Below are 20,664 nucleotides of genomic sequence, written 5' to 3' on the forward strand. Positions count from 1 at the left end.
TCATTGTGGAAGAAACGACGCGCCCGGCTCGTTTCTTCCCCACGACATCCAAGACGAGGGCGTTTCCCATGCGCAAGTCCATCCTGGCTCTGATGCTCGCCCTCGCGGCCACGCCGGCCTGCGCCCAGTTGCTGGGCGGCGGTGGGGTCGCCAGCAGACTGGGCGTAGGCCCCGCCGTGGGCGGGGTGGGCAGCGCGGTGCAGCCGGTGGGCCAGACCCTCGACGCCCTGGCGCCCCAGTCGCCCGGCGCAGCGCGCATTCTCGCCGATCCGCTGGCCCTGGGGCCGGTCGAGGGCGTGGTCGAGACCGACGCCTCGGCGCTGCTGGACCAGCGAAGGTCCCGCCTGCGCGAGACCTTGCGCCGCAACGGGCGCGTGCTGGAGGCCGGCCCCGACGGCGCGCTGGTGAGACGCGGCGAGATCCTCGCGACGGGGCTCTCCGCCGCCGGACTGGCCGCCGCCACCGGCGCCGGCTTCACCGTGCTGCGCGATGAGCGTCTCGAAGGCGCGGACCTGCGCGTCACCGTGCTTGCGCCGCCCGAAGGCCGCAGGTTGAAGGCCGCGGTTGCGGCTCTGCGGACCCTGGCGCCCGGGGCCAGCATCGATTTCAACGCCGTCTATGAGCCGGCGGGCGGTCCGCTGGCGACGGTGGCGGCGGCGAGAGTCGCCGGCTCGTTTCCCCCGGTCCGGCCTGGCGTGGTGATCGGCATCGTCGACGGCGGCGTCTCGGCTCACCCGGCGCTGGCGGGCGCATCCATCGAGCAACGAGGCTTCGCCGGTCAGGTCACGGCGACCGGACACGGCACGGCGGTGGCCTCCCTCCTGGTCGGCGCGGCGGCCGGGTTCTCCGGCGCGGCCCAGGGCGCAAACCTGCTGGTCGCCGACGTCTACGGCGGCTCGGTCGCCAATGGCTCCGCCGAGGCGGTCGCCCGCGCCATCGGCTGGCTGATCGCACGGCACGCCCGGGTGGTCAGCATCAGCCTTGTCGGTCCGCCCAATGCGGTCGTGGAGGCGGCGGTCGACGCCGCACGCGCCGGCGGCGTGCTGGTGGTGGCCGCGGTGGGCAACGACGGCCCGGCCGCGCCGCCGCAATATCCGGCCTCCTACGCCGGCGTCGTGGCGGTGACCGGCGTCGACGCCCACGACCGCGCCCTGTTCGAGGCGGGCCGTGCAGCTCATCTGGACTTCGCCGCGCCTGGCGCCGAAATCGCCGCCGCGACGCCGGGCGGGGGCTTCGCGGCCGTGCGCGGCACGTCGTTCGCCGCCCCGCTGGTCGCCGCACGCCTGGCCGCCTATGCGCAGAACCCTCTCTCCGGCGCGGCGGCCGAGGCCAGGCCCGGCCACGGCGCGGTGGGCAGGGGCGTGATCTGCGAGGCCTGCCGCAACGACCCCCGGCCGCTCGCGAAAAAGCGCGGCTGAGCGGGAAGAATCCGCGGCGCCGGGTCGTTGGCGTTGGGAAGGGTCCATTGGCGGCCCTCCTGACGGAGATGCGAAGATGAACACCCGATTGATGCTTTCGATGGCCGCGGCCGCGGCCCTGGTCGGCGGCGTGGCGAACGCCCAGCTGCTCGGCGGCGCCGCGGCCGGCGGCAATCTGGCCGGGGGCCTGACCGGCTCGCTGAACGGGGCCGCCGGCGGGGGCGCCGGCCTGGGCGGGGTGGTGAATTCGGTGGGCTCGGCCAGCCAGTCGCTCGGCGGCTCGGTCTCCGGCACGGCGTCGGGCCAGGGCCAGCTCAGCCACTCGATCGACGCCCTGGGCGGCTCGGCGAACGCGGCCGGCAGCCTGGCGGGCACGATCAGCGGCGCCACGGGCGGGGCCGCCGCCGGGACGGTGTCCAACGCGGCCGGATCGTCGACCGCCGCCGCCTCCGGGATTGTGAGCGGCGCCGCTGGCGCCGCCGCCAACCGGGCCTCCGGCCAGGCGCTTGACTCAGCGGTGAGTGCGGCGGGCGACACCGCGGGCAATACGGCCGCCAACGCCGCCGGAGCAACCGCCCAGAGCTCGCACAGCGTCAGTGGCCAGGCCGCCGCCTCGCGCAGCGGCGCGAGCGCCGGGGGCGCCGGGCAGGCGCGGGCCTCCGCCCACCGCGGCGGCCGCGTCCCGATCAACGCCCAGGCCACCGCCAACGGCTCCCAATCCGGCGGCGCCAGCGTCAACGCCACGCCGTAAGCCTGCTGTCCTCCGCCACCCCGGAGCGGCGCACGACCTGCGTCGACCGGGGTGGCGGTTCGATGCGCCCCGGTGAGGCGCGCGGTGGCGCCGAGCCTGCTCGTCGAGGGCGTCGAACCACAACCTGCTGTCAGTGGCGCTGTTCGTGGGCAGCGGCGACGGAAGGCGCCGCCGGGTGTCCCGCCAATCTCGACCATGAAGACCTGCGCCCGATCTCGGCGATGTTCTCTCGCCGGCGCCTGGTCGGACTTTCGGCTCGCGGCGCCCGGGCCATCGGCGTCAACTTCGCCGGGGCCCAGCTGCAGGGCGCCTGCTTCGAAGGGGCTGACCTTCGCAATGCCGACTTTACCGGAGCCGACCTTCGCGGCGTGTCCTTTGCCAGGGCCAATCTCTGGCGCGCGCGCTTTGCCCAGGCGGACATGGGCGGACTTCCGCTCCAGGGCGGGCGGTCCAGGGAGGTTATCCTGCAGGGCGCGCGCTTTGGCGCTGGCGCCTTCGACCTGGCCTTGCAGCCGGCGCTGGCTGCGGCTGGCTAAACGTGTCCGCTAAGTACAGGTCAAAGCACCGCAGGGTTGCAGCCCCGTTTTGAGTATTAAGGCCTCTGATATTTGGCTGAATGGCCTTTCTAAAGAGGAGAGTGTTGCGCCGTGTTAATAAATCACCGTTATCACGCGGCCGGCGACGAGGTGGATTTCGCCTCTGAATCACAAGGAGCAGTCGCATGACCTTCGAATTTGGCGCAGCATCTGAGGCGAACCTCGTCCTCAAGGCGCTGCATCGTTCGCTGGCCATCATCGAGTTCGACCCCAGGGGGAAGATCCTGACGGCGAACGAGAACTTCTGCACCACCTTGGGCTACAGCCTCTCTGAAATCCGCGGACAACATCACAGCTTGTTTGTCGACCCTGATGAGGTGCGTAGTCCCGACTATGCCGCGTTTTGGGCCAAGCTGGGCCGCGGCGAGTTCGATCAGCGCGAATACCGGCGGATCGGGAAGGGCGGCAAGGAGGTCTGGATCCAGGCTTCCTACAACCCTGTGACGAACGCCAGGGGCGCGGTGATCAAGGTGGTCAAGGTGGCCACCGACATCACCGCCGAAAAGCTCAGGAACGCCGAGTTCGAGGGCAAGATCGCGGCGCTCTCCCGGGCTCAGGCGGTGATCGAGTTCACCCTGGGCGGTGAGGTGATCACGGCCAACGAAAACTTCCTGTCGGCGCTTGGCTATACGCTGGCCGAGATCAAGGGGCGGCACCACCGCATGTTCGTCGAGTCCAGCTACGCCCAGTCCGCGGACTACCAGGACTTCTGGCGCAAGCTGAACGCCGGCGAATTCGTCGCCGCCGAATTCAAGCGCGTCGGCAAGGGCGGCAAGGAGGTCTGGATCCAGGCTTCCTACAACCCGATCTTCGACGCCAGCGGCAAGGTGGTGAAGGTCGTCAAGTTCGCCACCGACGTCACCGGGCGCGTTGCGGCGGTCAACGAAGTGGCCGCGGGCCTGACGGCCCTGGCCAACAACGACCTCACGCACCGGATCACGCGGCCGATCGAGGCGGCGTTCGAGAAGGTGAAGGGCGACTTCAACACGGCCATGTCCACCTTGCAGGAGACGATGTCGGCGGTGGCGGCGTCCACCCACAGCGTCGGCGGCGGGGCCGACGAGATCGCCACCGCCTCCGACGACCTTTCGCGCCGCACCGAGCAGCAGGCGGCCAGTCTCGAAGAGACCGCCGCCGCCCTGGACGAGATCACGGCGACGGTCAAACGAAGCGCGGAGGGCGCCAAGCTGGCCAACCATGCGGCCTCGAGCGCCAAGGACGACGCCGTCCGTTCCGGCGATGTCATGCGCGACGCGGTGTCGGCCATGGGAGAGATCGAGCAGAGCTCCAGGCAGGTCACCCAGATCATCGGCGTGATCGACGAGATCGCCTTCCAGACCAATCTGCTGGCGCTGAATGCCGGGGTGGAGGCCGCCAGGGCCGGGGAGGCCGGCCGCGGCTTCGCCGTCGTCGCCCAGGAGGTGCGGGCTCTGGCTCAGCGCTCGGCGGAGGCGGCCAAGGAGATCAAGACCCTGATCGCCAACAGTTCCAGTCAGGTGGAGCGCGGCGTCCGCCTGGTCGGCGACACCGGCCAGGCCCTGACGGGCATCGTGGCCAAGGTCACGGAGATCGACAAGCTGATCGCCGAGATTTCCCAGTCGTCCCAAGAGCAGGCCACGGGCCTCAGCCAGGTCAATGTCGCCGTCAACCAGATGGACCAGGTCACGCAGCAGAACGCCGCGATGGTGGAAGAGGCCACGGCCGCCGCCGCCAGCCTGAAGGCGGAGTCGCGCGAGCTGGCCAACATGATTTCCCGCTTCGACGTCGGAACGGGGCAGCCCGTCGGCGCCCGGCCCCGCGCCGCCGACACTGGACGCGACGCCCCGGCGCGCAACCCGGTCGCGCGGGCCCACGCCAAGATCGCGGTGGCGATGGGCGCCGCCGCCGCCCGCAACGACGGCTGGGAGGAGTTCTGACGGCCTGGTGGCGACGCGATCAACAGCCCCCAGCCTTCAGCTCTCACATGGGCGAGGACAGCCCAGGCGGCTCCAATGAGACGTCGGAGCTGTCGTCGTTCAGCGCCGGCCGCGAGCGCCACCATCGCCATCGCCTCCGCGGGTTGGACACCTCCCGCGGGCGCGGTTTCAACGCTGGCCGCTTGCCACTTGGCGACAGGCTGCCGCCCTCAAGGCCCGCAGCTGGCCGCCCCCGAGGCGCGCTGACCGGGCCTCGGACCGGAGACCGACTCGAGGCGGCCCTTCAGGCCTTCGATCGCCTGCGTCTGACGGGCAGGGACCGTAGGAACCGGTCGGCGTCCTCAGGCGACCTGTTCTCGACGACCAAAGACCACGGCAGCGAAACGCCCTCGGCATGGGCATGCACGCGCCGGATGAGGTCGACGGATGCCGGCAGGTGAGCGGCGCCGTCCCGGCGCTCGATCCTGGCGAGACAGGCGTCCAGCGGCGCGACGACGCGGATGAACTCGACAGGCGCCAGCGCCTCGAGGCGCGCGATGAACGCCGCGAACCATGGCGCAGCGGCCGTGCTTTCGGTGACGACCGCCGTCGACGTCCTCAGGCGCTCCGAGATCTCCGAAAGGATCCGGCGTTGGCCCTCGTCATCGAACGCCGCGCCGACGTGGTCCCCTTCGGCCCTGAGCTGCAGCCAGATGCGTTCCGCATCGACATACCCATAGCCCAGCTCGTCGCGCATGCGCCCGGCGAGGTAGGACTTGCCCGCCCCTTTCGGCCCCACCAACACGACTACCGTCGGTCCGGTCATCGACAGCCCAACAAGCCTGCTCCGCCGCATCAGATATAGCGACGCACGGCGTGGCAAGCGCGGGTTCAGGACGGGAACGTCCGCACAGGAACGGGCGCCCGTCAAAAATGTTCGGCCGGGTCGCGGCGGGCCCTGGCGTAGCTTCGATCCGCCGGCCGACCGCGCGCCTGCAACGGCAAGGCGCCGTCGCCTCGCCGGGGCCGATGCGGCGCGGGCCGGGCCGGCCCATCAGGAGGGAAGCGATCATGAAACGACTTGTTGCGGCTGCGATCATGGCCGCGGCGACCGCCACACCGGCGCTCGCCGCAGATGCCGACGGCCCGGTGTTCGACAATGGGCCTGTCTGGGACTACTCGATGATCCAGACCAAGGACGGCCACTTCGACGACTACATGAGCTGGCTCTCCACCGCCTGGAAGGCGCAGGAGGAAGCCTTGAAGAAGGCGGGCGTGATCCTCGACTACAAGGTGCTGCTGGTCGCCTCGCCGCGGGCCGGCGAGCCGGACATCATCCTGGCCCAGGAATACAAGAACATGGCCGTCTTCGACCGGACGCCGGCCGAGGAATACGCCCTTCAGGCGAAGATCTCCGGCGGCCTGCCGAAGGCCAACGCCGAACAGGCGGCGCGCGGGGCGATCCGGACCATCCTGGGCGACATGCTCGTGCGCGAGGCGGTGCTGAAATAGCGCCTGCGGCGCTTGCCTGGCGGCCTCCACCGTGCAGAAGCTTCGCCGTCAGTTCTTTCGGTGCGGTGTGGGGCAGGGTGGAGGACGTCGGGCGACTGCAGGCATGGAACGCCGAGGCCGCGGACCTGCCCGAGATGCGGGACGAACTTCGGCGACGTCCTCAGTACGCCGCCGCCGCCCGGCGCCTTGCCGCCAACATGCTGCGTGACGCCGATGAGGATGCGGCGCTGGGCGACATGCTGCGGGATGCGGGCCGTACGGTCGCGGCCCTCAGCGCGATCTATCTCGACGCCTCCGGCGGGCTGACGCTGTCGCGACTCAAGACCTTCATCGCCGGCTTCGGCCTGGTCAGCCCCGGCCGCGCCCGCGCCCTGCTGAGCCTCATGCTGCACCTGGGCTATGTGCGGCGGCATCCGGGTTCGCGACCGGCGCGCTATGGTCTGACGCCGCAGTTCCTCGCTTCCTATGCGCGGCATGAAGCCAGCCTGCTGGACGCGGCGGCGATCGTCGAGCCCGCCGTGCGGCGGGTGCAGCGCGGTCTCGCCGAGCCGGCGGTCCTTCGCCGGCTGGTCGTCGAGCAGGGCGACGCCTTCGTCGCCGGCAGCGGGCAGACCCGGGCGTTCGATGGCTGGTACCGGATCTTCATGCACCGCCTGGCGGGCATCCAGGTGCTGCATGGCCTGGTGGCTGCGGCCGACAGCTTCCCGCCGTTGGGCGCGATACCGTTCACGTCCGCCGACATGGCCCGCCGGTTCCAGGTCTCCCGCGTGCACGTGTCGCGCATGATCCACGACGCGGCGGCCGGCGGCTTCCTGGTGCGCGAGGCCGGCGGCGTGCGCTTCACCGCGGCGGGGCGCGAGGCCCTGGACTGGCTCTACGCAAGCCGGCTCTGTATCCATCTGGCCTGCGCGGCGCGCACCCTGCAGGCGCACCCGGAGGCGGGCGGTCAAGAGGCGGCGGCTTTGGCCTTGTCGGTGTGATCGCCCGGCCCGCGGAACCGACCGCCGTCGTGGCCGCGGCCCACCCTCGTGGCCCGACCTCGGCCGCCCGGGCGCGCGCCGGCGCGGAGGGATCGACTTGAGGAGGATCAAGGCGACCGGGGCGCTCGCCGCGTAGGATTTCCCAAACGATGGGAAGGATGGCGATGGTCAGCGTGGCGCGATCAGCGGCCTTGACGCCGGGTTTGTTGGCGGCGCTGTGTCTCGGCCTTGCGGGGTGCGAAGATCACAGGTCGGCGGCGGTGCGCGGCGCGCCGGAACATCTGCACGACGCCTTGAGCGGCGACATCATTCAGCAGGGGTATCTGGCCCGGTGCCTCGACAAGGACGCACCCTGCGCCGGCTACGCCGCCGATCCCCCCATGGCGTGCGCCTGGCGCGGCGTGCGGCTCGCCTCCCACAGCCCGACCCTGTCGCTGTCGGACTCGGAGGCGTTCGTCTCCGCCTGTGCGGCGCCCGACGAGGTCTTCCGCCAGCGGGCGTCGATCGCCCTGATGGACCTGTCGGATCGGGTGTTCGGCCGCAAGGTGGGCGCGCTCGACCAGATGACGGCCACGGCGGAATCCCGTGACCTGCTCTATCCATCGATCGACGCGGTGCGCACGCGGGTCAATTCCGCGCTGGCGCAGGAGGACAAGGGCGAACGGCTGCCGCCCTTCGCGCCCGCCGGGCCCGGCGACGCCGACCAGCCCGTCGCCTGGTCGAGTTGCGGACCGACCGTCTGCCTGGAGGGCTTCACCCCGGCCTTCGGAGGCGGGCTGATCAGCTTCCGCGTGAGCGTGAAGTCCCAGACCGCCAGCCCGTCGCAGACGGACGCCCTGGCGGCAAAGCTGGCCGCCGCCGCGCTGGAGGCGCCCTCCGCGGCCGCAGCCCTGTCCGCGGCCGCGCCGACGCAGATCACCGCGGGGCCGGTCTGCTGGAGCAAGGGGCGCGGTCCCTCCGGCCTGAGCTATGCCGGCGCCGCACGGGCGCCGTGCCATCCGGTGGCGGCGCAGAGTGGAGCCTGAGGCGGAAGCCGAGGCCGAGGGCGGGAGCGCAGCGACCGGAGGGACCGGGCTGGCGAAGGGCCTCGGCGCCTTCGTCGTTCGCAGCCTGATCGTTGTGGCGCTCGTTGTCCTCGCGCTGGCGCTCTGGCGGCTGCGGGATGTCCTGTCCATCGCCTTCGGCTCGGTGATGCTGTCGGTGGGCTTCAGCGGCCTGGCGGACGCGATCGCGAGGCGCACGCGCCTCTCGAGGGCCTGGTCACTTGCCCTCGTCGTGGCGGTGGCCCTGGGCGGGATGGGACTGGCGGTCGAGGTGTTCGGCGCGATGATGGCCGCGCAGTACGACGAGCTCGCGCAGAAGCTGCCCCGCAGCCTGCAGAGCATCACGGCGTGGCTGAACGCCAGCCCCTTGGGTCGGGAAGTGGTCGGCATGTCCGACAATGCGCTCAAGAGCGCCGCCGCCGGGCCGGCCCCGCGGATGCTGGCGAGGTTCGTCGCCGGTGCGGGACAGGCGCTGACCTACGCCCTGGTGATGATCGCCGGGGGCGTATTCCTGGCGATCGACCCGGAGCGCTATCGCCAAGGCGTCCTCGTGCTGGTCCCCAGGGCCCGGCGTGCGCGCGCCGCCCAGGTGCTGGATTCCCTCGCCCAGGGGCTGCGACTGTGGCTGCTGGGACGGCTGGTGGTGATGGCGGCCGTCGGCGTGCTCGCCAGTCTCGGCCTCTGGGCCATGGGTATCGACGCCCCCTTCGCCCTGGGGCTGACCGGCGCCGTTCTGACGTTCATCCCCTATGTCGGCGCGATCATGGCCGCGCTGCCCGGCATGCTCATCGGCTTTCTGCAGGAGCCCATCAAGGCGGTGGTGGTCGCCGTGCTGTTCTGGGCGGTGCACTTCGTCGAGGGCACCTTCATCACGCCCCTGGTGCAGGATGAGGTGGTCGACGTGCCGCCCGTCATCTCGATCTTTTCCACGGTGGTGTTCGCCGTGTTGCTGGGACCCGTCGGCGTGTTCCTCGCCGCTCCGATCACGGTGGTCGTGATCCTGCTCGTCCACCTGCTCTATATTGAAGACGTGCTGGGCGAGCCCGCCCCGGTCAGGCGACGTCGCGGGCGCCGCCTTGCCTGGCCCCGCTTGCTGCGGCGACGCGGCGTGTGAGCAGGCCGTAGAGCCGCTGCAGCAGGTCGAGGATCACCAGGCTGCCGCCGGCGCCGGCCAGGGCGCACAGCAGGCCGCGCGTCGTCGGCGGCCCGAAATGAAACAGCTCTCGGACCCCGGGCGCGGCCATGACCGCCAGGACGGCCAGCAGCACGACGCCGGCGACGAGAACCAGAAGGCGATTGGGGCGCATCAGCGCGCCGACGACAGGGCCGAAGCTGCGCGTGGCCATGACAAGTCCCAGCACGCCGAGCACCAGGGCGAGAAACGCGGTGGCGCGCGCCGAGTCGTCCGGCAGGCCCCACGTCGTGGCCTCCACATAGGTCGCCGCAACCGCCACCAGCACACAGACCCCTTGAGCCCCGCGGTAGGCCAGGGCGCGAGACGCCAGCAGGCGCGCTCCGGCGTCGCGCGGCGCCCTGCGCATCACGTCGCCCTCTTCCGCCTCCGCCTCGAAGACCAGGGAACACACCGGGTCGATGATCATCTCCAGGAAGGCGATGTGGGCGGGCGCCAGGAAGATGGGCAGGCCGAGGAGGAGCGGGAGGATCGCCAGTCCCGCGATCGGCACATGGACGGCGACCACAAAGCCCATCGCCTTCTGCAGGTTGTCATAGATGCGGCGGCCAAGGCGGATGGCCTCGACGATCGAACCGAAGTCATCGTCCAGCAGGACCAGATCCGCCCCGGCTCTGGCCACCTCGGTGCCGCGGGCGCCCATGGCGATGCCGATGTCGGCCGCCTTCAGGGCAGGGGCGTCATTCACGCCGTCGCCCGTCATGGCCACGATCTCGCCCGCGGCCTTGAACGCGCGGACGATCCGCAGCTTCTCTTCCGGCAGGATGCGGGCAAACACCGACACGTCCCCCACGCGCCGGGCGAGCGCTTCGTCCGACAGGGCGCGCAGGTCGCCGCCAGTGAGGGTGGCGCCGCCGCGGATCCCGGCGAGGGTGGCGATCGCCCGCGCCGTCGAGGGATAGTCGCCGGTGACCATGACGACCCGCAGGCCGGCGCCCTGACACTCCGCCACCGCCGCGGGCACGCCGGGCCGAAGCGGGTCGGACAGACCTACCAGGCCGCGGAACGCCAGGGCGAAGGCCTCCAGCGTGTCGGGGAGCGGGCCGACGCCGACGCGGGCTTCCGCGACCGCGAGCACCCGCGCGCCGCCCTCGGCCATGCGTTCCACCATGGCCATGATGTCCCGCATGCGCCCGTCATCCAGGCGGCATAGCCGCAGCACCGCCTCAGGCGCGCCCTTCACCGCCACGCGGCGTCCACCCGCGCCGGCCCACACCTGCGCCATGGCCGGGCAGCCCGGCGTCAGGTCGTAGGTCTTTTCCAGGTGGCCATCATCAGGTGGGCCCGTGTCCGCCGCGGCGTGAAACGCGAGCTCCATCGGGTCGAAGGGGCGGGGGGCGCTGGCGAGCGCGCCGAGGTTGACGAGATCCAGCACGGCCGGCGGGGTGGCCTCGGCCGCCGTCCACGACACAAGGTCGCCGTCCATCCAGGCGCAGGTCAGCGTCATGCGATTCTGCGTCAGGGTGCCGGTCTTGTCGGTGCAAAGGACGGTCGCCGAGCCGAGGGTCTCGATGGCGCTGGCGCGCCGGGTGAGCACCCGCGCCCGGGAGATGCGCCAGGCGCCCATGACCATGAACACGGTCAGCACCAGCGGAAACTCCTCCGGCAGCATGGACATGCCGATCGAGACACCGCCGAGCAGCGCCTGCAGCCAGCTGCCGCGCGCCAGGCCTATGATCAGCACGACGGCGGCGCAGACCAGGAAGGCGGCCACGCCTGCGATCCGGACAAGGGAACGCGTTTCGCGCGACAGGCGGGCGGGCTGGCTCTCGATGGCCCGCAGCGCCTTGCCGATCTTGCCGATTTCCGAGCGAGGCCCCGTGGCCACCACCTCGGCCAGGCCATCCCCGCGCACAAGGAGCGTGCCGGAAAACACGAACGGCGTGTCCTCGCCGCCGGGCGCGGCGAGGGCCGTGGCGGTTGTCGACAAGGCCTTTCGCACGGGCGCGAATTCGCCGGTGAGAAGGCTTTCGTCGACCTCGACGCCATGTCCGGCGCGCAGAAGCGCATCGGCGGGGACGCGCTCGCCTTCGGCGATGGCAATCAGGTCGCCGCGCACCAGATCGCGGCTCGGGAGCCGGCGCCTGACGCCGTCACGCACCACATTGGCCAGCGGATTGGTAAGGTCCCGCAACGCCTCGAGCACCCGCTCGCTGCGATACTCCTGGACCACGGCGATGCCGACCGAAAGCAGGGCGAAGGCCGCCAGCACCAGGGCTTCGCGCAGGTCGCCCAGCACCAGATAGATCCCGCCGCCGCCGAGCAGCAGCAGGAACATCGGTTCCCTCAGCACCTCCAGTGCGATCCGGGCCAGACCCCGCCGATCCGGATCGGGCAGGATGTTCGGCCCCTCGGCGCGCAGGCGCTCCGCCGCCTGCGCCTCGGACAGGCCCGTCAAGTCTGGCGCCATCGCACCGCTCTTCGAAGTCATCATCGACCAGATAGGCCCCATCGGCGGCCTGTCGGCCTTGTGGCAGGTCAAAAGCCGGGAAGCGAGGTCGCGCAGGCCCCATCGGCGCCCCGGGGTTGCGCCAGATCAAGGGCGGCCGCGAGCGGGGGCTCCAGGGTGTGATGCGGAGGATGATCATGCCCTACAAGACGCTCCTGACCCATGTGACGATGGACCGGGGCTGCGCTGCGCGGCTTCGCTCGACGTTCGGCGTGGCCCATGCGCTCGGCGCGCGGGTGATCGGTGTCGGGGCCCAGGCGCCCTGGCCCTTCGACAGCGCGGCTGAGGGCGGCGGCGGCGACTACGAACGCATCGTGCAGTCGACGCGCGCGGATATCCAGGCGGCGCAAGACGTGTTTCGGGAAGCCGCGGCGCTGGCGGGATGCGCCGCCGAGTGGCGCGCCGAGATCGCTCGTCCCAACGACGTGATGGCCAGGCAGGCGCGGGCGGCGGATGTCATCCTGGCCTATCGCCGCCTCAGCAGCGACGCCTCCACCTACGTCATGCCGGATGATCTGCTGATGGAAGCCGGAATACCGGTGTTGTTCCTGCCGCTGCGCGAACGTGAGTTCAAGGTCGAGACGGTGCTCTTCGCCTGGAAGAACACGCGCGAAACCCGGCGCGCGCTGGCGCTCAGCCTCCCGTTGCTCGAGAAGACCCGGCGCGTGTTGCTGGCGGCGGTTTGCCGGGAGCATGAGCTTGAGCGTGTGGAGCAGGAACTGGCCGATGTGGCGGGGCGGCTGCAGGACCACGGCATAGCGGCCGCCACGCTGGCCGAGGTGGATTCGCCGGGCGCCGCCGGCCAGAAGCTGCTGCGGATCGCCAGGACCGACCGGAGCGACCTGATCGTAGCCGGCGGCTTCGGTCATTCCAGGATGCGCGAGTGGGTGCTTGGGGGCGTCACGCAGGATCTGATCGCCGACGGCGAGCACTACGTCCTCATGACCCACTAGCGCCGCGGCGCGGGGGCGGAGACGACGCCCTTCGTGGCGGGCCGGCGTCCCTCGATCGCCGCCGCCTCAGCCGGGCCACACGACGGCTTCGGCCAGCCAGCCGCCCCAGGCCGCCGCCGCCACCAGAACCAGGCCGGGGATCACGCGCGCGGCGAAGGCGCGGCCGCCACTCGTTGCGGCGAAGATCATCTTGCTGATCGTGTTCGTCGACAGGCCCACCAGAATGGGCATGACGGCGTCGCTGGGCGACAGCTTGCCCGCCGCGGCAAGCGAGGCCATGGATATGGCCGCCGCGTGGGTGTCGACGAGGCCGGCCACCGCCGTGGCCGCCATGGCGCCGGCCTGGCCAAACCCGTCCCGGAGCGCTCCGCAGGCGACGAGGACGACCGCCAGGGTGGCGCCGAAGCCCAGCGCCGCCGTCACGCTGAACGCCTGGCCAGGTTCGGCCTGGTCCACAGCCTTCTGGCGCAGCGCGACGAGGGAGAACACCAGACCGTAGGCGCCGGCCGCGATGCCGGCGCAGATCAGAGGCGGCCCCATCGCACGCAGCACGGGCAGGCTCGTGGCGGCGATGACCGCGGCCATCTGGACGACGGTCGCGAGCGTCGACAGCACCGCGCCGGCGACAGCCCCCGCCAGCCCCGAGGGCGCGGTCCGGACGCGTGCGCCCATCGCCCCGATGGTGGCGATGCTGGACACGAAACCCGAGGCGAGGCCGGCGATGGGCAGGCCAAACCGCACGCCGAGAAGGCGCACCGCGACGTGGCCGGCGGCGCTGATCGCGAGCACGAGGACGGCTACGAGCCAGATGGCGTGGGGATTCAGCGCGCCATAGGGGCCGAAGGCGCGATCCGGCAGGAGCGGCAGGACCACCAGCGTCGCGCTCGCAAGGATGAGGCCGTCGTTGAGCTCCGCCTGCGTGAGCACCCCACGCACGAAGTGATGAAGCGGCGCCCGCGCCGCCAACAGCGCCGCCACGGCGACGCCCGCGCCCGCGGCGAGCGGGGCATGGCGAACGCTCAGTGCGCCCAGCAGCACGGTCTGCACCAGGGCGACCTCCGTGGTCAGGCCCGGATCGTCGTCGCGGTTTCGCCAGTAGCTGAGGGCGGCAAGCGCCCCGACCGCCGCGACCGTCATGGCGACGACGGGCGCGCCGCCCACCAGGCAGGCGACGGCGCCCGACAGCGACGCCGCCGCAAACGTCCGAACGCCGGCCGAAGACCGCGACGGGCCTTCGCCCTTGCGGCGTTCCCGTTCGGCGCCGATCAGCAGCCCTACGCCCAGCGCGACGCCGAGGCTGAGAATGGTCGGGTCGGTGATGCGTCTGCTCCGGGGTTACCGCTGAGGCCGTATCCTGCGCGGCGCCGGACGGTCTGGCGAGCTCAGACGGAGGGACGGCGGACCGGGCGGGGGGCGCGCGGCGTCAGTGCGATCCGCCGTGCGCACCGCCCGCGCGGGCCAGGGCGGGAACCATCCGTCCCAGCACGCCATCGTGGCGAATGAACTGATGCCAGAGCGCCGCGACCGAGTGCAGACCCGCCACCAGCAGGATCAGGTTGGCGGACAGCTCGTGCAGATCGCCGATACGCTCTCGCAGCGCCTTGTCGCCGCCGCCGGGCAGGCTGAAGACGCCAAACAGGCTGTCGCCACGGACCCAGGCGTTGGCGAGGCCGAGACCGACCGTGGCCAGCACCAGAAGATAGAGGGCGATGTGGACCAGGTTCGCGACGACCTGCAGCGCGCCGCCATCCGCGGGGGGCAGGCGCTGTCCGCCCGACCGCCGCCACACCAGCCTCACGGCGATCACGATCGCCAGCACAACCCCGAACAGGATGTGCACCGAGCGGGCGTCGGTGCGAGGGCCCCCGCGGGCAAACCAGTCGATGGCATGGGCGCCCAGCCACTGACCGCCGACCAGCAGCACCGTCAGCCAGTGCAACGCGATCGTGCGGGCGTCATAGGTTGAGCCGCCGGACGGCGGCGCGGCGGGATGCGAAGTTGCGGTCAAAGCTGTCTCCTCGCCGTCTGCGGACGGGTGGGTGGCCGCAGACGTGGCGTTGACCCGGCCGGCATGCAAGTCATCTGAAAACTAAAATGGGTATAGCGTCGGGTGGCGTGTCTGAGAAGTGACGTTGATCGTTGTAAAGGGCATCAATGTGACTGTGTTTTGCCTTTGTTATTGACTGTCAATCTTGTTGAAAGTCGAACTCAGAAGCGCTCGCAATAGTCGAAGGGGTGTGTGGCCTCCGAAGATCAAGGCTGCGCCGCGTCCAGGAGAGCAGGGACGTCGTTCAGTTCTCGCCTGACAGCGCACGCCCAAGCGACCTGGCAGGGTCCATTTCGCCAACGTCACGCGGCCGATCGCCCCGACCTGCGCCCGGGTGGCCGGCCCGTCAGCGCGGACGCTGTTCATCGCCCCGTCGATCCCGGATGACCGTGAGCCGGCGGGGCCAACGCGATGCAACGTGCGCCCTCGTCCTCTGCTATGCTCCGCCTGGCGGAGGCGCGTGCAAAGCCGCCGCGGCGCGCGTTAAACTCGCGTCGAACGTTGCGGCCGGCATCGAGGGGAGCACAGCATGCGGAGCGCGCGCGCGGAAGCGGGACTGGCGGTGCTCGTCGCGCTGGCGGTGGCCGGCTGCGGTCGGTCCGCCGCGCCCCGGACCGACAGCGCCGCCGGCCCCAAGGCCCCCGTGGCCGCGCCGGCGGGTCCGATCGTGGGCGCCGTTCCGGCCGACCTGTCGCCGCCGCCGGATCCGGCGACCGACAGCCGTCCCGACGCCGTGAAGCTGGAGGATGCGGCCAGCCGGCTGCAGGCCCTGCAGGATCGTCTGGGGACGGACGACGCCCAGCTGATCGCCGGCGTGCGGACCGCCCTGCAGGGCGGGCGGCAGGACGACGCGCGCACGGTGATCTCGCGCTACGTGGCCGCCCTGGCGGCGGAGGCGGCGGTGACGCCGGCCCCCAAGGCCACGGGCTGCCACGCCAGGGCCCTGGCGCCGCTGCAGCAGGCGGCCGACGCCCTGGCGCGGGAACGCGCCGACCGCACGGCCAAGGCCCAGGCGATGCTGGCCCTCAACTACCGCCCGCTGACCCTCGCCGACCTCGCCCCGCTGGCCCCCGGCCAGGCGCCGGATCCGGCCGCGCAGGCGGTGGCCGACGCCCTGGCCCGGGCGAGGGCCCAGACCGCGGCCTGCGCCGCCGCGCCGCCGCCGGCCCGTCCGCGGCCGCCGCGCGCGGCCTATGCGCCCGAACCCTATCCCGGCCGCGCCCCGATGACGCCCTCGGCCCCGGCCCAGCCGGCCAGCGCCCCCTCCGCCGCATCGCCGGCCGCCGCGCCGGCCGGCGCCAGTCCCGCCCCCGCCGCCAAGCCGCACAAGACCCTGCTGGAACGGATCTTCGGCGGCGGCCATCACGATCCATAATCGCGCGTTCGACGGCGGTCGCCGTGAGGGCGGTTGACCGGCGTCGCGGGCGTTGCTTGTAGTGCGATCAATCAGGGGGCGATCATGAAGCTGCAGACCAAGTTCAACCTGGCCATGCTGTTGGCGTTCCTGGTCGGTCTCGGGCTCTCCGCGGCCTTCGCCTACAAGATCTCGCTGGACGGCGCGCGGCGCGAGGTGCTGCAGCAGGCGGCGCTGATGACCAGCGTCGGCGACGGCGCCAGCGCCTATACCGAACAGGAGGTCGCGCCGCTGCTGACCAGCGTCGGCGACACGCGCTTCGCGCCGCAGACCATCCCCTTCCTGGCCGTCCAGGACCAGTTCCGGCGGGTGCAGAAGGCCTGGCCCGACTACAGCTACAAGGACGCCGCGCTCAATCCCACCAACCCGGCCGACCATGCGGCGGACTGGGAGGCGCAGATCATCAACCGCTTCCGGGCCGAACCGGGGCTGGGCCAGACCATCAGCCAGCGCGACACGGCGGACGGCCCGGTGCTGTCGGTGGCCCGGCCGATCCGGATCAAGGACGCGGGCTGCCTGCAGTGCCATTCCACGCCCGACCGCGCGCCCAAGGCGATGGTGGCGCTGTACGGGACCGGCAGCGGCTTCGGCTGGAAGATGGGGGAGACGGTGGGGGCGCAGATCGTCTCGGTGCCGATGCACGTGGCGCTGCAGCAGGCCCACCGGTCGTTCCTGATCTTCCTGGGCGGCCTGGCGTTCGTGTTCATCGTCACCATCGTGGCCCTGAACGTGGTGCTGAACTTCGTGATCGTCCGGCCGGCGAGCGAGATCGCCCGCATGGCGACGGCGGTCAGCCTGGGGCAGACCGACGTTCCGGAATGCCCGGTGCGCGGCAAGGACGAGATCGCCAGCCTGGCGGAAGCCTTCAACCGGATGCGCCGCAGCCTGGCGAACGCTATGAAGCTGCTCGGCGAATAGCCGCGCCCTCGATGAGTTCGCACCAGTCATGAGCGAGACGCCACAGACGATCGGTCGATACCGGGTCGACCAGGTGCTTGGGCGCGGCTCGATGGGCGTGGTCTATCGGGGACACGATCCGGAGATCGACCGGCCGGTGGCGATCAAGCTGGTGCGCATCGACCTGCTGGAGGGCGAGCACCGCGAGGACTATCTGGCCCGCTTCCGGCGCGAGGTGCAGGCGGCGGGCCGCTGCATGCACCGCAACATCGTGGCGATGTACGATTTCGGCTCGCACGAGGGCAATCCGTTCTTCGTCATGGAGTATGTCGACGCCCCGGCGATGGACCAGGCGGTGCCGCGCGGCGTCGGCCTGGGACCGCACGGGGCGACGCCGATCATCCTGCAGCTGCTGGATGCGCTCTCGCTGGCGCACAGCCTGGGGATCGTGCACCGCGACATCAAGCCGTCCAACCTGCTGCTGACCCCCTCGCGCGAGGTCAAGGTGATGGACTTCGGCATCTCGCACATGTCGACGTCGCACCTGACCCAGGTGGGCTCGGTGCTGGGCACGCCGCGCTACATGTCGCCCGAGCAGTTCCGGGGCGATCCGGTCGACGCCCGCTCGGACCTGTTCTCCACCGGCGCGGTGCTGCACGAACTGCTGACCGGGCGCCCGGCCGTGGCGGGGCGCAGCTTCGAGGAAGTCATGGTCCGGCTGCTGCACGACGGCATCGAGCTGGCGCCGGCCGATGCGATGATGCCCGAGCCGATGCGCGAGGTTGTGATCCGGGCGATGGCCCTGCGGCCCGAGGACCGCTTCCCCGACGCCGAGAGCATGGCCACGGCGCTGCGCCGCGCCCTGGCGGAAGTCGAGGCGAGGGGCGATGACGTCCCGCAGGCGGAGGCGCGGACGGTCTACCGTCCGGTCTCGACGCCCGCCGCCGCGCCCGCCGCCGCCTCGCCCGCGCCCGCCTCCGCCGCGCCCCCGCCGGCGCCGCCCGCGGCGGCGCAGCCCGCAACGCCCCAGACGCTGGCCGATGCGGAGGTGCTGGGCAGCATCGAGCGACGCCTGGCCCAGCACATCGGGCCCCTGGCCGGCCGCCTGGTGCGGGACGCGCTGAAGGAGGCGGATTCGGTGGACGCCCTGTGCGAGAGCCTGGCCCTGCGCATCGACCCCGCCTCCGAACGCGACAGCTTCCTGCGCGACGTTCGCCGCCAGCTGCAGGCCACCGCCGAGCGGCGCGCCCCGGGCGTACCCACCCAGACCCTGTTCATGCCGGCGCCGCCGGCGCCCGTGGGCGGGCTGTCGGCCCAGGACACCGCGCGCATCCAGCACGACCTGACCCTCTACCTCGGCCCGTTCGCCGCCGTGCTGGTCAAGCGCGCCGCCACCCAGGCGAGCTCGCCGGACGACCTGCGCCAGCGCCTGTCGGACTACGTCGAGGACCCGGCGCAGCGGGAAGCCTTCCTCAAGGGCCGATAGGCCGGCGCGGACCACCGGCGCCAGACGGCGAAGCTGGCGAACATATATTTTGCAGGTCCAACCTAGCCGGGCTACAGCGAACCCATTGAAAGGGTTCGCCTATGTCCGTCCTGAAGAAGCTGGCCGTGGCCACCACGCCGAAGCCGAATGACGGGCCCAAGCCCGAATGATCAGCTTGGTGCTTGCCGGGCTCTCTGTGGCGGCTGGAGGCCTGCTCGGATTCGACCTAGTGCGTGGGTTCATGACTGGACAGATGCGGTTCCGGCTTGGGCGGGGCGTGGGCGCCGGGGCGTCCCGCGTCACCGACCCCAGAGGCTTCTGGATTTACGCCGCGCTCAACGTTGCGGGCATCGGCGCCGTCATCGTGTCGCTCTGCCGGATCGGTTTGCAAAGTACGTAGTCGCCGCGAAGCTTGACACTGGACGGCTAACCCTCTGGGCTGCGGGCCAAGCGGCGGAACGCCGTGCATGGGGGAGGGGGCCTTGGGCCAGATCACGTCGCTTGCCTACGCGGAGATCGCCAACCGGGTCTACAACATCGACCAGCAGGGGCCCGTGCCGGGGTTCGGCAGCTGGGTCGTGGCGGACTTCGACAGCGCCCTGTTCCAGGAGGGCATGAGCTGGGGCGCGACGCGGACCGACTACAAGGGCTGCGTCTATGTCTCGCGCCGCTGCAACGAGGCGGTGGTGGCCTTCCAGGGCACGGACCTGAAGAAGGGCGGCGACATCGTCGCCGACCTGCAGATCGCCCTCGGCGGCCTGGTGGGCATGCTGCCGCAGTACTGCGAGGCGACGGTGCGCCTGTTTCGCCGCACCCGGCAGGTCTATCCCAATCACCAGATCAGCTTCACCGGCCACTCGCTGGGCGGGGCCCTGGCGCAGATCATGGGGCACTGGACCGGCCTGCCCTTCGTCACCTTCAACGCGCCCGGCGTGTGGGGCGACATCCAGAAGGCCAAGCTGGCGCCGTGGTCGACGGCCAATCAGGTGCGCTCGCTGGTGGGCGGGGCGATCGGCTCGCCCCTGGCCAAGCAGATGGCCTCCACCGGCCGCAACTTCCGCAATGTGCTGGATCCGGTCAGCGCCTACGGCATGCACTACGGGCCGGTGACCCGCTTCTGGGGGGCGGGCCTGCACTCGATGGACGACCTGGAGGCGCGCATCCGCGCCTCCCGGCGCTGGGCCAGCGTCAATCCCTTCGATCCCGCGTTCAAGGAATGGGGCGAGCTCTGAGCGGACGCCTCAGTCCTTCAGGCGGGCTTCCACGCGGCGGTTGGCCGGATCGGTAGGGGCGCGGCCCGGCAGCAGGTGGGAGGAGCCGTACCCCTGGGCCTCGACGTGATCGCGCGACAGGCCCTTGGTCACCAGATAGTCCGCCGCCGCCTGGGCGCGGGCGGCCGACAGGGTCTGGTTGGCCTGGGCGTTGCCGGAGATGTCGGCATAGCCCTCGATGCGGATCGAGCGGCTGCGCAGCTCCGGCGCCGCCAGGGCCTCGTACAGGCGGTCCAGGTGGCTGCGCGCCGTCGGCGTCAGGGTCGAGGAATTCAGCCCGAAGGTGATGCACAGGTTCACCCCGTGCGCGTTGCTGGTGTCCGACAGCCCGCAGCCGCCCGCCGCGCCGCTCGTGGTGCGGCGGCCCGACGCGGCGGCCTGATGTGCGGGGGCGCGTGGCGAGGCTCCGCCGGCGCGCGGTCCGGCCGCGGGCGCCGCGGCGTGGGCGCCCGAGCCGCGCGGGCCGACCAGGCTGAACCCGCGGTCCGCGCCGGACACCTGGTTGAAGCAGGCCGGATTGGATTCCAGGGCCGCCTGGGTCGAGCAGTCGGGACCGCCGGCGGGCTGGGCGGGGGCGGCGGAGCTGCCGTTGCTCGGCGCGCCATCGCGGCCGAGCAGCCGGTCGCGGATGTCCTGCGCCGAGGGCTGGGCCGCCGGGTCGGCGGCCCTCGCCGGCGCGACGGCGAGCGGGACGAGGCAGGCGGCCAGCAGCGCCGTCAGGCGGATGCGGTGGGTGTTGGGGTGGGTCATGAGCCTCTCC

At 71.6% G+C, this 20,664-nt stretch carries 18 protein-coding genes; 13 read left to right on the forward strand and 5 right to left on the reverse strand.

The features are described 5' to 3' along the window. Positions 1-68 precede the first annotated feature (68 nt). The 4 genes from ACO2Q3_RS20630 (at position 69) to ACO2Q3_RS20645 (ending at position 4,681) form a co-directional block, all read left to right on the forward strand. The gene (locus ACO2Q3_RS20630; RefSeq protein ID WP_423310016.1) at positions 69-1,418 is read left to right on the forward strand and encodes a S8 family serine peptidase; all 1,350 of its coding nucleotides are present in this window, start codon (positions 69-71) and stop codon (positions 1,416-1,418) included. A gap of 76 nt (positions 1,419-1,494) precedes the next feature. Then, positions 1,495-2,169, forward strand: coding sequence for a hypothetical protein (locus tag ACO2Q3_RS20635; protein WP_423310017.1), 675 nt, complete (start codon positions 1,495-1,497; stop codon positions 2,167-2,169). Between the two features lie 221 nt (positions 2,170-2,390). Continuing rightward, positions 2,391-2,705, forward strand: a complete 315-nt coding sequence (locus ACO2Q3_RS20640; protein WP_423310018.1) for a pentapeptide repeat-containing protein — start codon at positions 2,391-2,393, stop codon at positions 2,703-2,705. A gap of 185 nt (positions 2,706-2,890) precedes the next feature. After that, entirely contained in the window at positions 2,891-4,681 is a 1,791-nt protein-coding gene (locus tag ACO2Q3_RS20645; RefSeq protein ID WP_423310019.1) for a methyl-accepting chemotaxis protein, read from the forward strand. A gap of 283 nt (positions 4,682-4,964) precedes the next feature. Here ACO2Q3_RS20645 and ACO2Q3_RS20650 read toward each other — a convergent pair whose 3' ends face one another. Then, a complete protein-coding gene (locus ACO2Q3_RS20650) occupies positions 4,965-5,486 on the reverse strand; it encodes an AAA family ATPase (protein ID WP_423310020.1) in 522 nt (173 codons plus the stop codon). Positions 5,487-5,731: 245 nt separating this feature from the next. Here ACO2Q3_RS20650 and ACO2Q3_RS20655 point away from each other — a divergent pair, with 245 nt between their 5' ends. The 4 genes from ACO2Q3_RS20655 (at position 5,732) to ACO2Q3_RS20670 (ending at position 9,309) form a co-directional block, all read left to right on the forward strand. Further along, positions 5,732-6,172, forward strand: coding sequence for a hypothetical protein (locus ACO2Q3_RS20655; protein ID WP_423310021.1), 441 nt, complete (start codon positions 5,732-5,734; stop codon positions 6,170-6,172). A gap of 134 nt (positions 6,173-6,306) precedes the next feature. Further along, entirely contained in the window at positions 6,307-7,152 is an 846-nt protein-coding gene (locus ACO2Q3_RS20660) for a hypothetical protein (protein ID WP_423310022.1), read from the forward strand. Between the two features lie 260 nt (positions 7,153-7,412). Next, positions 7,413-8,177 carry a hypothetical protein gene (locus ACO2Q3_RS20665; protein WP_423310023.1) on the forward strand — a complete coding sequence of 255 codons (765 nt, stop codon included), beginning with the start codon at positions 7,413-7,415 and terminating at the stop codon, positions 8,175-8,177. Further along, complete coding sequence (locus ACO2Q3_RS20670; protein ID WP_423310024.1) at positions 8,167-9,309, forward strand: AI-2E family transporter; 1,143 nt, start codon at positions 8,167-8,169, stop codon at positions 9,307-9,309. The genes ACO2Q3_RS20665 and ACO2Q3_RS20670 overlap by 11 nt, the downstream gene beginning before the upstream one ends. Here ACO2Q3_RS20670 and ACO2Q3_RS20675 read toward each other — a convergent pair. Then, on the reverse strand, positions 9,248-11,797 hold the full coding sequence (locus ACO2Q3_RS20675; protein WP_423310025.1) for a cation-translocating P-type ATPase: 2,550 nt from the start codon (positions 11,795-11,797) through the stop codon (positions 9,248-9,250). The two genes, ACO2Q3_RS20670 and ACO2Q3_RS20675, sit on opposite strands and share 62 nt — an antisense overlap. Positions 11,798-11,973: 176 nt before the next feature. On the opposite strand from ACO2Q3_RS20675, the gene ACO2Q3_RS20680 reads away from it, so the two are divergent. After that, entirely contained in the window at positions 11,974-12,789 is an 816-nt protein-coding gene (locus ACO2Q3_RS20680; protein ID WP_423310026.1) for a universal stress protein, read from the forward strand. A 66-nt stretch (positions 12,790-12,855) separates the two neighbouring features. Here the strand turns inward: ACO2Q3_RS20680 and ACO2Q3_RS20685 are convergent, their stop codons facing one another. Further along, positions 12,856-14,109: an MgtC/SapB family protein gene (locus tag ACO2Q3_RS20685; RefSeq protein ID WP_423310396.1), complete on the reverse strand. Its 1,254-nt coding sequence runs from the start codon at positions 14,107-14,109 to the stop codon at positions 12,856-12,858. Between the two features lie 103 nt (positions 14,110-14,212). After that, a complete protein-coding gene (locus ACO2Q3_RS20690; protein WP_423310027.1) occupies positions 14,213-14,797 on the reverse strand; it encodes a cytochrome b in 585 nt (194 codons plus the stop codon). A gap of 568 nt (positions 14,798-15,365) precedes the next feature. Between ACO2Q3_RS20690 and ACO2Q3_RS20695 the strand changes: the two genes are divergently transcribed. From ACO2Q3_RS20695 to ACO2Q3_RS20710, 4 genes are all read left to right on the forward strand, one after another. Continuing rightward, a complete protein-coding gene (locus ACO2Q3_RS20695) occupies positions 15,366-16,211 on the forward strand; it encodes a hypothetical protein (RefSeq protein ID WP_423310028.1) in 846 nt (281 codons plus the stop codon). A gap of 84 nt (positions 16,212-16,295) precedes the next feature. Next, on the forward strand, positions 16,296-17,168 hold the full coding sequence (locus ACO2Q3_RS20700; RefSeq protein WP_423310029.1) for a c-type heme family protein: 873 nt from the start codon (positions 16,296-16,298) through the stop codon (positions 17,166-17,168). Between the two features lie 28 nt (positions 17,169-17,196). After that, complete coding sequence (locus ACO2Q3_RS20705; RefSeq protein ID WP_423310030.1) at positions 17,197-18,633, forward strand: serine/threonine-protein kinase; 1,437 nt, start codon at positions 17,197-17,199, stop codon at positions 18,631-18,633. A gap of 482 nt (positions 18,634-19,115) precedes the next feature. Then, the gene (locus tag ACO2Q3_RS20710) at positions 19,116-19,865 is read left to right on the forward strand and encodes a lipase family protein (protein ID WP_423310031.1); all 750 of its coding nucleotides are present in this window, start codon (positions 19,116-19,118) and stop codon (positions 19,863-19,865) included. 9 nt (positions 19,866-19,874) lie between these two features. Here ACO2Q3_RS20710 and ACO2Q3_RS20715 read toward each other — a convergent pair whose 3' ends face one another. Beyond that, positions 19,875-20,654, reverse strand: a complete 780-nt coding sequence (locus ACO2Q3_RS20715; protein WP_423310032.1) for an OmpA family protein — start codon at positions 20,652-20,654, stop codon at positions 19,875-19,877. Positions 20,655-20,664: the final 10 nt, after the last annotated feature.

Origin of the sequence: Caulobacter sp. KR2-114 (assembly GCF_049446115.1) — a bacterium.
Classification (GTDB): domain Bacteria; phylum Pseudomonadota; class Alphaproteobacteria; order Caulobacterales; family Caulobacteraceae; genus Acaudatibacter.

Bases quoted from the DNA above. Each gene is read 5' to 3' on its own strand.
- ACO2Q3_RS20630 (WP_423310016.1), top strand. From the start codon at position 69: ATGCGCAAGTCCATCCTGGCTCTGATGCTCGCCCTCGCGGCCACGCCG.
- ACO2Q3_RS20635 (WP_423310017.1), top strand. From the start codon at position 1,495: ATGAACACCCGATTGATGCTTTCGATGGCCGCGGCCGCGGCCCTGGTC.
- ACO2Q3_RS20640 (WP_423310018.1), top strand. From the start codon at position 2,391: ATGTTCTCTCGCCGGCGCCTGGTCGGACTTTCGGCTCGCGGCGCCCGG.
- ACO2Q3_RS20645 (WP_423310019.1), top strand. From the start codon at position 2,891: ATGACCTTCGAATTTGGCGCAGCATCTGAGGCGAACCTCGTCCTCAAG.
- ACO2Q3_RS20650 (WP_423310020.1), bottom strand. From the start codon at position 5,486: ATGACCGGACCGACGGTAGTCGTGTTGGTGGGGCCGAAAGGGGCGGGC.
- ACO2Q3_RS20655 (WP_423310021.1), top strand. From the start codon at position 5,732: ATGAAACGACTTGTTGCGGCTGCGATCATGGCCGCGGCGACCGCCACA.
- ACO2Q3_RS20660 (WP_423310022.1), top strand. From the start codon at position 6,307: ATGCGGGACGAACTTCGGCGACGTCCTCAGTACGCCGCCGCCGCCCGG.
- ACO2Q3_RS20675 (WP_423310025.1), bottom strand. From the start codon at position 11,797: ATGGCGCCAGACTTGACGGGCCTGTCCGAGGCGCAGGCGGCGGAGCGC.
- ACO2Q3_RS20680 (WP_423310026.1), top strand. From the start codon at position 11,974: ATGCCCTACAAGACGCTCCTGACCCATGTGACGATGGACCGGGGCTGC.
- ACO2Q3_RS20695 (WP_423310028.1), top strand. From the start codon at position 15,366: ATGCGGAGCGCGCGCGCGGAAGCGGGACTGGCGGTGCTCGTCGCGCTG.
- ACO2Q3_RS20700 (WP_423310029.1), top strand. From the start codon at position 16,296: ATGAAGCTGCAGACCAAGTTCAACCTGGCCATGCTGTTGGCGTTCCTG.
- ACO2Q3_RS20705 (WP_423310030.1), top strand. From the start codon at position 17,197: ATGAGCGAGACGCCACAGACGATCGGTCGATACCGGGTCGACCAGGTG.
- ACO2Q3_RS20715 (WP_423310032.1), bottom strand. From the start codon at position 20,654: ATGACCCACCCCAACACCCACCGCATCCGCCTGACGGCGCTGCTGGCC.